12 protein-coding genes are annotated in these 13856 nt (G+C 56.3%); all 12 read right to left on the bottom strand.

The window, feature by feature from the left end:
- Positions 1 to 32: 32 nt before the first annotated feature.
- On the bottom strand, positions 33 to 578 hold the full coding sequence (locus EI185_RS02190) for a hypothetical protein (protein WP_124703472.1): 546 nt from the start codon (positions 576 to 578) through the stop codon (positions 33 to 35).
- Positions 575 to 1804, bottom strand: coding sequence for a type II secretion system F family protein (locus tag EI185_RS02195; RefSeq protein WP_124703473.1), 1230 nt, complete (start codon positions 1802 to 1804; stop codon positions 575 to 577). Before EI185_RS02195 ends, EI185_RS02190 begins: the two co-directional genes overlap by 4 nt.
- A gap of 2 nt (positions 1805 to 1806) precedes the next feature.
- Positions 1807 to 3510 (bottom strand): GspE/PulE family protein, encoded by a 1704-nt coding sequence (locus EI185_RS02200; RefSeq protein ID WP_124703474.1) that lies wholly within the window; start codon positions 3508 to 3510, stop codon positions 1807 to 1809.
- A 106-nt stretch (positions 3511 to 3616) separates the two neighbouring features.
- A complete protein-coding gene (locus tag EI185_RS02205; RefSeq protein ID WP_189836243.1) occupies positions 3617 to 3910 on the bottom strand; it encodes a DUF2818 family protein in 294 nt (97 codons plus the stop codon).
- Complete coding sequence (gene nuoN, locus EI185_RS02210; protein WP_124703476.1) at positions 3907 to 5352, bottom strand: NADH-quinone oxidoreductase subunit NuoN; 1446 nt, start codon at positions 5350 to 5352, stop codon at positions 3907 to 3909. Before nuoN ends, EI185_RS02205 begins: the two co-directional genes overlap by 4 nt.
- 22 nt (positions 5353 to 5374) lie before the next feature.
- Positions 5375 to 6862, bottom strand: a complete 1488-nt coding sequence (locus EI185_RS02215) for an NADH-quinone oxidoreductase subunit M (RefSeq protein ID WP_124703477.1) — start codon at positions 6860 to 6862, stop codon at positions 5375 to 5377.
- A 40-nt stretch (positions 6863 to 6902) separates the two neighbouring features.
- On the bottom strand, positions 6903 to 8912 hold the full coding sequence (nuoL, locus tag EI185_RS02220; protein WP_124703478.1) for an NADH-quinone oxidoreductase subunit L: 2010 nt from the start codon (positions 8910 to 8912) through the stop codon (positions 6903 to 6905).
- A 33-nt stretch (positions 8913 to 8945) separates the two neighbouring features.
- On the bottom strand, positions 8946 to 9251 hold the full coding sequence (gene nuoK / locus EI185_RS02225; protein ID WP_124703479.1) for an NADH-quinone oxidoreductase subunit NuoK: 306 nt from the start codon (positions 9249 to 9251) through the stop codon (positions 8946 to 8948).
- A gap of 44 nt (positions 9252 to 9295) precedes the next feature.
- Positions 9296 to 9931, bottom strand: coding sequence for an NADH-quinone oxidoreductase subunit J (locus tag EI185_RS02230; protein ID WP_124703480.1), 636 nt, complete (start codon positions 9929 to 9931; stop codon positions 9296 to 9298).
- Between the two features lie 27 nt (positions 9932 to 9958).
- The gene (gene nuoI / locus EI185_RS02235) at positions 9959 to 10447 is read right to left on the bottom strand and encodes an NADH-quinone oxidoreductase subunit NuoI (RefSeq protein ID WP_124703481.1); all 489 of its coding nucleotides are present in this window, start codon (positions 10445 to 10447) and stop codon (positions 9959 to 9961) included.
- 22 nt (positions 10448 to 10469) lie between these two features.
- Positions 10470 to 11498: an NADH-quinone oxidoreductase subunit NuoH gene (nuoH, locus tag EI185_RS02240; protein ID WP_124703482.1), complete on the bottom strand. Its 1029-nt coding sequence runs from the start codon at positions 11496 to 11498 to the stop codon at positions 10470 to 10472.
- A 1-nt stretch (position 11499) separates the two neighbouring features.
- Entirely contained in the window at positions 11500 to 13854 is a 2355-nt protein-coding gene (nuoG, locus tag EI185_RS02245) for an NADH-quinone oxidoreductase subunit NuoG (protein WP_124703483.1), read from the bottom strand.
- Positions 13855 to 13856: the final 2 nt, after the last annotated feature.

Here is a 13856-nt window from a genome sequence, read left to right on the forward strand (position 1 = left end):
CAAACCATGCCATCAATCAGTGCTCATCTTGCCTAGGGAACCCTGACCAGAGTCACCCCCTCAACTTTGGGTATTTTGCTTCCACCTTTAACCGGCGGATGTATCGTTGCGGCAACCCGGAAACGTACCACTGATGCGCGGGGCTGCGTTGCGAAAATATTACCGCTACCTGGCATGTAGATTAGCTCGTGTCGACTTGTATCAAAATACCAAGCATTGCCGGGAATCGCGCTCTGTTCGGGGTTTTGCAATGCCCCGATATAATTGGGTGGTGGTGCCGCCAGCCAGTTGATGGGGTTTTCATGCACCAGACCGGCTATCTCATCCATCTTTCCCCCCATCATCAGCTCTGCCACGCGCAAGCGCAGGCCGCTGCGCATGTTGATGACGGTCATTTCCATGGCGGTTTTTTCCGCCAGCGCCTGATAGCCAAGAAATCGATCGTAGAGTACGAGGGACAGTACGCTGACCAGCAGAATGATCCCCAGCAGTTCGAACAGGGTGAAACCGGCCAGCCTTCTACTAACCAAAACAACTGACGCGGGGCGGCAGAATATGCCACGCCGTACAGTTTTCATTTGTGCAGCGCGACCTTGCCGAGATCCCAGATCGGCAGGAATACACCCAGGGCCAGGATCAGGACGATGATGCCCAGACCGACAATCAGGATTGGTTCGATTTGCGATGACAGAGTCTTGAGTTCGTAATCCACTTCACGCTCGTACATTTCGGCAATCTCTTCCATCAGGCTGTCGAGTTCGCCGGTTTCCTCGCCCACCGCAACCATCTGCAGCACAACGGGGGTAAATACCCCAGCCGTCACGGCAGTGCGCAGTATGCTTTCGCCGCGTTCAATGCCATCGCGCATTTGCGTGATGCGACTGGCGATATAGGCGTTGTCGACCGTCTGGGCCACCACGTTCAGACACTGCACGATGGGCACGCCGCTCTTGCTGGCTAGTGCGAAACTGCGCGCGAAACGGGCCAGCGCGCCTTTCAACACGATCTTGCCCACAATCGGGAAACGCAGCTTGAGTTTGTCCCAGCGGTAACCGCCGTTGGGAGTGGCGATATAAGCCCTGAACGCTAAGCCGGCTCCTATCAGTATCACAAGCAGTAGCAGCCAATATTTGATCATGAAATTGGAAAAACCGATGAGTATTTGCGTCATCAGCGGGAGTTCGGCGTTAAAGCCCGCATACACTTTGGCGAATGCCGGGATCACAAACAGGTTGATCACCGTGATGGCTACAGCCATCGCGATCACTACGAACATCGGATAGCGCAAGGCTGAGCGTACCCGTTCGCCCATCAACCGTTCGAATTCGAGATGATCGAACAGGCGCAGGAATATCTCTTCCAGGCGCCCGGTCATTTCACCGACGCGCACCATGCTCAGATAAAAAGGAGAGAAAACGTCAGTATGACGGCGCATGGCCGCGGAAAGCTCGCGACCCGAATCCAGCGATTCTCGGATATCGCCCAGCACGCGTCCAAACGATTTGTTGATGGCGGATTCCTGCAAGCCGGCCAGCCCGCGCATGATCGGCACGCCGGCCTTGAGCAGCGTGTAGAGCTGGCGGCTGAACAGCTGTACATCGATGGAACGAATCTTTTCTTCGGTCAAGCGTGCCCACCAGCCACCTTCGCCACTCAACGCCGGTTTTTTGGTCAGCGTGATTTCAATCGGCGTGATGCCGGTATTGAAAAGCTGCTCCGCTACAGCGCTGCTGTCCGGGCTTTCAAGCACCCCTCGGACCAACTCTCCGTGCGTATTGCGGGCTTTGTATGCGAAAAATGCCATGTTCAGTCTTCGAACTGATTGCTGATGCGCATGGCTTCAGCCACGGTGGTTCTTCCCGCGCCAGCCAGCGCTACCGCATGCCTGCGCAAGGTCTGCCCTGCCATTTGGGTGTTCGCCGCTTTCATGAAATGTACCGGGTCATGATGATTAGCAGCATCGGCTACCGCTTCAGTCATCTCCAGCATTTCGTACACGCCTGTGCGGCCACGGTAGCCGGTGCCGTTGCAATGCGCACAGCCGCGTCCATAGGAATATTGGTGGCTGTCCACGGTGTCGCCCAGTTCCGCCTTCAACCATTCACGCTCAGTCGGCTTTAGCTCATACGGTTTGGCGCAGCTCTCGCAAATGACTCGCACCAGACGCTGGGCCAGCACGACCTGGATGGAAGTGGCGACCATATAGCGCGGCACGCCCATATCCAGCAAGCGCAGCGGGGTACTGGCCGCATCGTTGGTGTGCAATGTCGATAGCACCAGGTGACCGGTCATTGCGGCACGCATGCCGATCTGGGCAGTATCCTGGTCGCGCATCTCGCCTACCAGCACGATATCCGGATCCTGACGCAACGCGGAACGCAGAACCCTGGCAAAGGTCAGTTCGATTTTATCGTTGACCTGCACCTGGTTAATGCCTGGCAGGCGGTACTCAACCGGGTCTTCAACGGTAATCAGTTTTCTTTCCAGCGTATTCAGTTCGGCCAATGCACCGTACAGGGTGGTGGTTTTACCGCTACCGGTGGGGCCGGTCACCAGTACCAGTCCATTCGGCCGCCGCAGGATGGCACGGAATCTTTCCAGCATGTTGCCCGGCATGCCGATGGAATCCAGCTTGAGCGTTGCACCGCCCTGGTTCAATAAACGCATCACCACCGATTCGCCATACTGAGTGGGCATGGTGGAGATACGCACGTCGATCTGCTGCTGCTTGACCTTGATGGCGAAACGCCCATCCTGGGGCAGGCGTTTTTCCGAGATATCCAGGCCCGACATCAGCTTGAGCCGTAGCGCCAGAGCACTGGCAATCTTGATATCGGACTCGGTTTGCAGATGCAGCACACCGTCTATACGGAAGCGGATTTGCAGGCGTTCTTCCTGCGGTTCGATATGGATGTCGGATGCCCTGACCTGTGTCGCATCGTCAAACACCGATTGCAGAAGTTTGACCACCGGCGCCTCTTCCAGCCCGGCCGCAGCGCCCAGCGTACCGAAATCCACATAACTGTCGCCCAGATCCTGTTCCAGCTCGCGGGCAAAATCGGTGATCTCTTCGGTCTTGCGGTAAATGCGGTCGATGGTCTGCAGCAGTTCGCCCTCGTTCACCACGGCGAGTTCGATATTCCTTTTCACGGAACGGGCAATCTCGTCGTAAGCGAACAGATCGGTAGGGTCTGCCAGGCCTAATAACAAGCTGCTGTCGCGATCTTCCAGAGCAATGGCGCGGAAACGGCGCGCCTGGGTTTCCGGCAGCAGGCGTACCGTATCGGGATTGAAGTTGTAATACTTGAGATCGATGTAGGGGATATTGAGCTGCTTGGCCAGCGCGCCCGAAATCTGGTCTTCGGTGACGAAGCCGTTTTCGACAAAGAAACGGCCGAGTTTGCGCCCGCTGCGTTTTTGCTCGCCCAGTGCTAACTGGAGTTGCTCTTCAGACAGCAGCTTTTGCTGAACCAAAAGTTCGCCCAGACGAACTTTCTCCGGCCTGGCCATAGCGCTCCTTTATTATCTGCCTGTTGATGTAACACCAAGTAACGGCCAGGAATGGTATTACTGTAGCAACAACCCTGCCTGAGTATTCAGGCGCTCCCTGGTTCTGCTAACGCCGCCACAAATAACGGTATACAAATCCGGGATAGGCCATAACCAGGAACAGGCAGGCGGTGACCGCATAAAACTCCCAGTTCTGGTGTTGCACCGGACCAATCCTGCGCTGCAGCATGTAACCCACACCGCCCACCACAAAGTACAGCACGATCAGTTCCAGCGCGCGCCAACCCAGCGCTTTGTGACTATCCTTGGGGGTGATGACGAAAAAGATGCGCTCCAGCAAAAACGGCAGATTGGCTGCGACCAGAGCGGTCAGCAGCAAGGCGGTAACAGCGGCATTCATAGCGATTTACCAATAGCGTAAGCGCACAGCGCCATGAGCGGCTGCGGCAAAATGCCAAGGGCCAGCATGCCCAGCCCGTTGGCGCTCATCAATACGCGCATGTCGCCCTGAGGTGCGATCGGGGTCATGTCATGCGGCTTGTCGAAATACATCAGTTTGACCACGCGCAAATAATAAAATGCGCCGATCAGCGAGAAAATAACCGCAACAACGGCCAGCCAGGTATAACCGGCGTGAATCACCGCCTGCAGCACCGATAATTTGGCGTAAAAACCTATCGTGGGCGGAATGCCGGCCAGCGAGAACATGATGAGCAGCAGCATGAACGCAAACCATGGGCTACGCTGATTCAACCCTTTGAGGTCGTCCAGCTTGTCGGCTTCGAAGCCTTTGCGCGACAGCAGCAGGATCATGCCGAATGAGCCCAGCCCCATGAACACATAGCTGATCATGTAGAACATGGCGGAAGTGTAGCCGTTGATATCGGCAGCTAGCAGGCCAAGCAGCAGAAAGCCCATGTGCGAGATGGTGGAGTAAGCCAGCATGCGCTTGAAATTGGTCTGGGCAATGGCGGTGATATTGCCCACCGCCATCGACAATACCGCCATGATGACCAGCATCGATTGCCAGTCGGGGGACAGCGATTGCAGCCCTTGCGCCAGGATACGCAACACAAAACCCAGCGCGGCAATTTTACTGGCAGTACCGATAAACAGCGTGACGGCCGTGGGTGCACCCTGGTACACGTCCGGAATCCACATATGGAACGGTGCCACGCCGAGCTTGAACGCCAGCCCCGCCACCACAAATACCAGACCGAACACCAGTACGGTATTGCTGCCCAGCCCCTGTTGCAATACGGCGGCAATTTTGGCGATCTCCAGAGTGCCTGTGGCGCCATAAAGCATGGACATACCATACAGCAGCATGCCCGACGCCAGTGCTCCCAGCACAAAGTATTTCATCGCGGCTTCGGCCGCCACGGCCGAGTCACGCTGCAGTGCAACCAGCGCATACAACGACAGGCTCAGCAGTTCCAGCCCCATGTATAAGGTCAGGAAATGACTGGCGGAAATCATCACCATCATGCCCAGCGTGGCGAACAGCATCAGCACGAAGAACTCGCCCTGGAACATGCCGCGCACTCGGATATATTCGCGCGAGTAAACCATGGTCACCGCAACGCTGAAATACACCACGAGTTTCAGCACATCGGCCAGCATGTCGCTGACGAACATGCCGTGCATGGCATAGATTGTCTCTCCAGTCGCACCGGAGAAAGTCAGCCAGCCGCAGCCCAGCAATGCGGACAAGCTGAGAATGTAAGTAATGTAACGATGTTCATCGCTGAGAAACAGGTCAAAAATCAGGATGAAGGAAACGGCCGCCAGCAGAAATATTTCCGGCAATAACGGCATCAGATCGGTGAGGGCAAAATTCATCCGTAGTCCTTATCAATACAGCTTAGGGCAGTTTGCTCTGCGCCACATGGGCGAGTAGGTTATTCACCGAGGTGTGCATGACATCAGTGATCGGCTTGGGATAGACGCCCATTGCCAGCACCGCCAGCGCGAGTACAGCCATGAAACTGAATTCGCGCGGACCGATGTCCTGCATGTCTTCAACGTGAGGGTTGGTGATATTGCCGAACACCACGCGCTTGTACATCCACAATGTGTAGGCAGCCCCGGTAATCAATGTGGTTGCGGCCAGGAAGGCATACCAGAAATTGACCTTGATGGCGCTCAGGATGACCATGAATTCGCCGATGAAGCCGCTAGTGCCCGGCAGGCCGGCGTTGGACATTGCAAACAGCATGAAGAATGCGGCGAATATCGGCATTTTTTTCGCCAGGCCGCCGTAATCGCCGATCTGGCGCGAATGCAGGCGGTCATACATCACCCCCACGCACAGGAACATCGCGGCGGAAATGAAGCCGTGCGAGATCATCTGCACCAGGCCGCCTTCCATACCGAGTGTGTTGAACATGAAAAACCCCAAGGTGACGAAACCCATGTGCGCGATGGAAGAATAGGCAATCAGCTTTTTCATGTCGCTCTGCGCCAGCGCCACGAAGCTGATATACACCACCGCGATCAGCGAAATGGTGATGATGAAGCCGGAAAGATAATGGCTGGCGTCCGGAGCAATCGGCAAATTGAAGCGCAGGAAACCGTAAGCGCCGATTTTCAGCGTAATCGCCGCCAGCACCACCGAACCGCCGGTCGGTGCTTCGACGTGTGCATCCGGCAGCCAGGTATGCACCGGCCACATCGGCACTTTCACTGCGAAGGACAGGAAGAAAGCGATGAAGATAAGGATCTGGGCGGTCATGCCGATGGGCAGGCGTTGATAATCCAGAATCTCGAAGCTGCCCCCGGACTGGAAATACAGGTAGATAAACGCCACCAGCATCAACAGCGAGCCCATCAGGGTGTACAGGAAAAACTTGACCGCTGCATACACCCGGTTTGGCCCGCCCCAGATACCAATCACCAGGAACATGGGGATCAGCATGGCTTCGAAGAATACATAGAACAGCACCGCATCCATTGCCGCGAACACGCCGTTGATGAGGCCGGACATGATGAGGAAGGATGCCATGTATTGCGCAGTCTTGTTCTGGATGACCTGCCAGCCCGCAATCACCACCAGTACTGTGGTAAAGCTGTTGAGCAGCACGAAAGGCATGGCAATGCCGTCAACGCCGAGGTGATAGTGAATATTGAATGCCGGGATCCAGCGTGCCAGTTCGGTGAACTGCATGCTGGCGGAGAGCGGGTCAAACCGGGTGTAAAGCGGCAGCGTGACAGCAAAGCCCAGGATGGCGCCCAGCAGTGCAATCCAGCGCGCCAGCGGCGCATTGCGATCGGAACCAGTGGCGAGCACCAGCACGCCGGCAATGATCGGCACCCAAATGGACAGACTCAGTAGTGGGTATCCAGCTAGCATAAATTCCCTATTCCCTTGTATTTATTCATCACCTGATGCATCAGGCGGCACGTACAAACCAGGTCAGCAGCGCAAATACGCCAATAATCATGGCGAAAGCGTAATGGTAGATGTAACCGGACTGAAAATTGCGGATTACTCTGGAGAGCCATCCCACTACGCGTGCCGCACCGTTAACGAAGAAACCGTCAATCAGTTTCACATCGCCATAACGCCACAATATATTCCCCAGCTTGCGGGCACCGCCTGCGAAGAACCAGTCATTGAACGTATCGAAGCCGTATTTGTTTTCCAGGATTGCGTAAATCAGGCTGAAGCGCTGTTTGATTGCGGCAGGAATGTCCGGGCGTTTCATATAGAAGAACCAGGACAGCGCAACACCCGCAAACGCCAGCCAGAACGGCAGCGTGGTCAATGCATGCAGTGCCATCGCGCCGGCGCCGTGGAATTCATGTGCGAGTTCTTCCATGGCCGGATGCAAGTCATTGTTGATGAAAATCGCGCCCTTGAAGTAATCGCCAAACAGCATCGGCTGAATTGTAAAGTAACCGATAACCAGGGACGGTATCGCCAGCAGGATCAACGGCACGGTGACCACCCACGGTGATTCATGCGGCGTGCCGCCATGGCCGTGGCCGTGATCATCGTGGCCATCGTGGCCATGCGCGTGACTATCATGCACGGGAAAACGCTCCTTGCCGTGGAACACCAGAAAATACAGGCGGAACGAATAGAAAGCAGTGACAAACACGCCCGCCACCACGGCAAAGTAGGCGAAGCCGGAACCAGTCAGATGAGACAGCCCCACCGCCTCGATGATGCTGTCCTTGGAATAGAAGCCGGACAGGAACGGCGTGCCGATCAGTGCCAGCGAGCCGATCAGGAAGGTAATCCAGGTGATCGGCATGTACTTGCGCAGACCACCCATGTTGCGGATGTCCTGGTCGTGATGCATGCCCATGATGACCGAGCCTGCCGCCAGGAACAGTAGCGCCTTGAAGAAAGCATGCGTCATCAGGTGAAACACCGCCGCCGAGTAGGCGGACGCGCCCAGCGCCACGGTCATGTAGCCCAACTGCGACAAAGTGGAATACGCGATCACGCGCTTGATGTCATTCTGGATGATGCCAAGGAAACCCATGAACAGCGCGGTAATCGCGCCGATCACCATCACCACTGACAGCGCGGTCTGGGACAGCTCGAACAGCGGTGACATGCGCGCCACCATGAAAATGCCAGCCGTCACCATGGTCGCAGCGTGTATCAATGCAGAAATAGGTGTGGGGCCTTCCATCGAATCAGGCAGCCAGACGTGCAGCGGGAACTGCGCCGACTTGCCCATCGCTCCGATGAACAGCAGGATGCAGATCAATGTCAGCAAGGACCATTCCTGCCCGGGGATGATGCTGATGGTGTGACTCGCCATGGCTGGCGCCTGGGCGAATACTGAAGCGTAATCCAGGGTACCGAAGTAGGCCAGTACCAGGCCGATGCCGAGCAGGAAACCGAAATCGCCCACGCGGTTGACCAGAAATGCTTTCAGGTTGGCATAGATCGCGGTCGGCTTGGTGTACCAGAAACCGATCAGCAGATACGACACCAGACCCACCGCTTCCCAGCCGAAGAACAACTGCAGGAAGTTGTTGGCCATCACCAGCATCAGCATGGAGAAAGTGAACAGCGAGATGTAGCTGAAGAAACGCTGATATCCGGGATCATCCTGCATGTAGCCAATGGTATAGATATGCACCATCAGCGAGACGAAGGTCACCACCATCATCATCATGGTGGTCAACGGGTCGATCAGGAAACCGATCTCGAAACGGATATCACCGCTGGTCATCCAGGTGTAAACAGTACCGTTGAATACATGCCCGGCCTGTACGTCCTGGAAGATGATCCAGGAAACCCAGCACGAAACCGCCACACCGGCGATGGTCACCAGGTGCGACATGGTACGCCCGATGGCCCACCCGAACAGGCCGGCGATAACCGATCCGAACAGCGGCGCCAGCGGCACCAGAAGATAGAGTTTTTGCATTTCCGTCATGGTTGGTTCCCGTCGGGTTCGCCGCAGCGCCCGTTAGCCTTTCAGATGATCCAGATCGTCCACATTGATGGTGTGCAGGTTACGGAACAACACCACCAGTATGGCCAGGCCAATAGCGGATTCCGCCGCTGCCACGGTAAGAATGAAGAACACGAAAATCTGTCCGGCGGTATCGCCCATATAGTGCGAGAAGGCGATGAAATTCATGTTAACCGCCAACAGCATGAGTTCGATCGCCATCAACAGGATGATGACGTTCTTGCGATTCAAAAATATGCCTAATATGCTGATGGCGAACAATATCGCGCCTAGCACCAGGTAATGCGAAAGTGACAACACCGGTATCCCCCTATGATTGCGGTGCCAGCAATGAAGCCAGCGAATTATTTTTCAGGCTGCGAAATCTGTTCAGTCGATACTGCTTTTTCAGATGCCATGGAAACCATGCGAATACGATCTGCACGCTTGATTTTCACCTGCTGTGCCGGATCCTGATATTTGGTGTGCTTGCGGCGACGCATGGTGAGCGCAATGGCGGCCACTATCGCCACCAGCAGAATCACCGCAGCCAGCTCAAATGGGTACACGTAATCGGTGTAGAGCAAACGCCCCAGTTCCTTGGTGTTGCTGTAATTCGCGGCATGCGCAATCGGTGCGGGCACCGCACTCAGGCCGAACTGTTTACCGCCCAGCACGACGACCATTTCCAGTACCATCAGTGTTGCTACGATACCGGCCAGCGGCAGGTAATCCCAGAAACCTTCGCGCAGCTTGTCGAGGTTGATATCCAGCATCATCACCACGAACAGGAACAGCACCATCACCGCGCCCACGTATACCAGCACCAGGGTAATGGCGAGAAATTCCGCCTCCAGCATCAGCCAAAGGCCTGCTGCCGTAAAGAACGCCAGCACCAGGAACAGTGCCGCGTGCACCGGGTTACGCGCGGTAATGACACGCAGGCCGGCAAACAGCAATATCGCCGCAAAGAAATAAAAAACTGCAGTTTCAAAATTCATACTGATCCACTCGATTCTTGAACAGCATTAACGGTATGGGGCATCTGCGGCGCGCGCTGCGGCGATTTGCGCTTCGTTCTTGTCGCCTACGGCGAGCAGCATTTCCTTGGTGTAATAGAGATCGCCGCGTTTCTCTCCGTGGTATTCGAGAATGTGCGTTTCCACAATCGAATCCACCGGACAGGATTCTTCACAGAATCCACAGAAAATACATTTGGTCAGATCGATGTCATAGCGCGTCGTGCGACGCGTGCCATCATCGCGCTTTTCCGATTCGATGGTAATTGCCAGGGCCGGGCATACCGCTTCACACAATTTGCAGGCAATGCAGCGTTCCTCGCCATTCGGATAGCGGCGCAACGCATGCAAGCCACGAAAGCGCGGCGACATCGGCGTTTTTTCTTCGGGGAACTGCACCGTAATCTTGCGCGCGAACAGATGCCGCCCGGTCAGGGCCATGCCGCGCAACAGCTCGGTGAGCAGCATGCTCGAAAAGAAGTGTTTAATCGCTTTCATCAAATTACTCCATCATTCCACATTAGTGGAACAGGTAACCGTAGCGGGTTTGCATCATGCCCCCCACGAACAGCAACCAGATCAGGGTGACTGGAATGAACACCTTCCAGCCCAGACGCATGATCTGATCGTAGCGATAGCGCGGAAATGTAGCCCGGAACCACAGGAACAGGAACAGCACAAAACCCACTTTCAGCATCAGCCAGACGAAGGCCGGGATCCAGGTGAACGGCGCTATGTCAAACAGTGGATTCCAGCCTCCCAGGAACATCAACGCAACCAGCGTTGCGATCAAAATCATGTTGGCATATTCCGCCAGGAAAAATACCGCGAACGCCATGCCGGAATACTCCACATGAAAGCCGGCCACGATCTCGGATTCACCTTCAGCCACGTCAAACGGGGCGCGGTTGGTTTCCGCCACGCCGGCAATCAGGTACACAATAAACATCGGGAACAGGGGTAGCCAGTACCAGCTGAACACCCCGCCTGCCTGTCCTTTCACGATATCGATCAGATTCAGGCTTTGCGAAGCCATTAACACACCCACCAGCGCAAAACCCATGGCGATTTCGTAAGACACGATTTGCGCAGCAGAGCGCAGGCTGCCGAGGAATGCGTATTTTGAGTTGGATGCCCAACCCGCGATGATGACGCCGTACACACCCATGGAAGTGATTGCCATGATGTAGAGCAGGCCCGCGTCCACGTTGGCCAGTACCAGTTCCGGGGTGAACGGAATCACCGCCCAGGCAGCCAGTGCGGGGGCAATCGTCAGCACCGGTGCCAGCACGAACAGAAATTTGTTGGAACCGCTGGGGATGATGATTTCCTTCATCATCAGCTTGAGTCCGTCGGCGATCGGTTGCAGCAAGCCTTTGAAGCCAACCCGGTTGGGGCCGATACGTACCTGCATGTAGCCGATCACCTTGCGCTCGGCGTAGGTGAGGTAAGCCACTGCAATCATCAACGGGCCGACAATGGCAACAATCTTGGCCAGCGACCACACTACGGGCCAGGTGAATCCGAACAGGTTTTGCAAGAATTCCATGTTATGCACGCTCCACGGAGACTTCACCCAGCATCGCGCCCAACGTGGCAGTCAGCGGGTGCGCGGCAGCTAGCCGCACACAATGATCGGGCAGGTGGTCATCTGCCAGGGCTCGCACCACAGCTCGCGCTTCACCCTGACGCACCGTCACCATAGCGCCATCGGCAAGACCCAGGCGCGCCAGCAAGGCGGAATGCATGGATGCATTAGGCAATGCTGCGGCGCGCGTGCTATGCAGCGAAGCAGCACGACGCACAATTGCATCGGCCTGGTACATCGGCACTTCGCCCACACGAGTCAATGTGTCAGTAATGGCAGCCGATTGCAGTACCGGTCCGGACAAACTATTGTTGAGCACGCCTGCAGCCAGACCATTACTGCCCAGCGCATCCTGACGCACGGCTTCACTGGTGTCGTAGTCGAAACCTTTTACGCCAAGCATGGTGCCCAGCACACGCAACACCTTCCATGCCGGGCGTGTTTCACCTAACGGTTTGACCGTGCCGTTGAAGCTTTGCACGCGACCTTCAGTGCTGATGAAAGTACCTGAAGTTTCACTGAACGGTGCAATGGGCAACAACACATCTGCGTATTCCAGCGCGCTGTGTTTGTAAGCGCTCATCGCCACCACCATGTCAGCCGACTGTAATGCGTGCATGGCTGCGGCCGGATCATTGCAATCCAGCTCCGGTTCAGCACCCAGCAACAGATAAGCCTTGCGCGGCGTCGCCATCATGGCGGCCGCATTCATGCCTGCCTTCAGACCGGATTTGGATGGCACCGCGCCGGCAATGTAAGCGCCCACGCTATTGGCTGACTCACCCAGACAACCGAAATTTGCACCAGCAAGCCGTGCGATCACTTCGGCCAGTGAGTGCAGGTCGGCATACTGAGGATGGTGCTGCGCCAAATTGCCGAGGAATACCGCACGCCGCTCGGCGCCTGTCAGGCTGGCCGCGATGGCCCGTGCCGCAGCGCCGACCGTTACATCCGCCAACACCGCCTTGATGGCTGCAGGCAATTCGGTCTGCGTGGCCTCAGCCAATGCCAGTGCAATTTGCGCAAGGGTATTGACCATGGCTTGCGGAGCGACAATGGCTTTATTGGCAAGCTTGGTGAGCAGATCATCGTCCACCGGATTCACCAGATTGAGTTGCGCACCGTGCTTCACGGCCTGACGCAGACGATGCGCGAGCAGGGGATGGTCATTGCGCAATGTGCTGCCTATCACCAGCACCCGCTGCAGCTTGCTGATATCTGCAACCGCCATGCCCAGCCAGGGTGCGCCTTGCAGGCTGGCATCCAGCCTGAAATCGGCCTGCGCCAGACGGCTATCCACGTTACCGGTACCCAGGCCGCGCATCAGCTTTTGCAGCAGGTAGAGTTCTTCAACGGTCTGGTGCGACGTAGCCAGCGCACCGATGCTGTCGGCACCGTGTTGCTCGCGAATCTGCTTGAGGCCGTTGGCGACATATTCCAGTGCCGTCTGCCAATCCACTTCCAGCCATTTCCCATCCTGCTTGAGCATCGGACGGCTAAGGCGCTGTTCGGAATTCAGGCCTTCGTATGCGAAGCGATCCTTGTCGGACAGCCAGCATTCGTTAACCGCCTCGTTTTCCAATGGCAGCACCCGCATTACGCGGCTATCCTTGACTTGTACAATCAGATTGCTGCCCAGGCCATCGTGCGGGCTCACCGATTTGCGCCGCGACAGCTCCCAGCTGCGCGCGGTATAACGGAACGGTTTGCTGGTCAACGCGCCCACCGGGCACAGGTCGATGATGTTGCCGGACAGTTCGGAATCGATGGTCTTGCTGATGAACGGCATGATCTCGGAATGTTCGCCGCGACCCACCTGCCCCATCTCCATGATGCCGGCAATTTCCTGGCCGAAACGCACGCAGCGCGTGCAGTGGATGCAGCGCGTCATGTCGGTGGCAACCAGCGGACCCAGATCTTTTTCCTTCACCACGCGTTTGGCTTCCTGGTAGCGCGAACTGCTGCCGCCGTAGCCGACCGCCAGATCCTGCAAGCTGCATTCGCCGCCCTGGTCACAAATCGGGCAATCCAGCGGATGGTTGATCAGCAGGAATTCCATCACGCCCTTCTGCGCCTTGACGGCGTAGTCGGATTTGGTGAATACCTTCATCCCGTCGGTGATCGGTGTGGCGCAGGCCGGCAGCGGCTTGGCGGCTTTTTCCACCTGCACCAGGCACATGCGGCAGTTGGCCGCAATGGAGAGTTTCTTGTGATAGCAGAAATGCGGAATATAAATCCCGATCTGCGCTGCGGCTTCCATGATGGTGCCGCCCGCCGTCATCTGTATCTTGTTGCCGTCAATTTCGATCTCTAGCATCT

This window comes from Sulfuriferula multivorans (assembly GCF_003851125.1).
Taxonomy (GTDB): domain Bacteria; phylum Pseudomonadota; class Gammaproteobacteria; order Burkholderiales; family Sulfuriferulaceae; genus Sulfuriferula; species Sulfuriferula multivorans.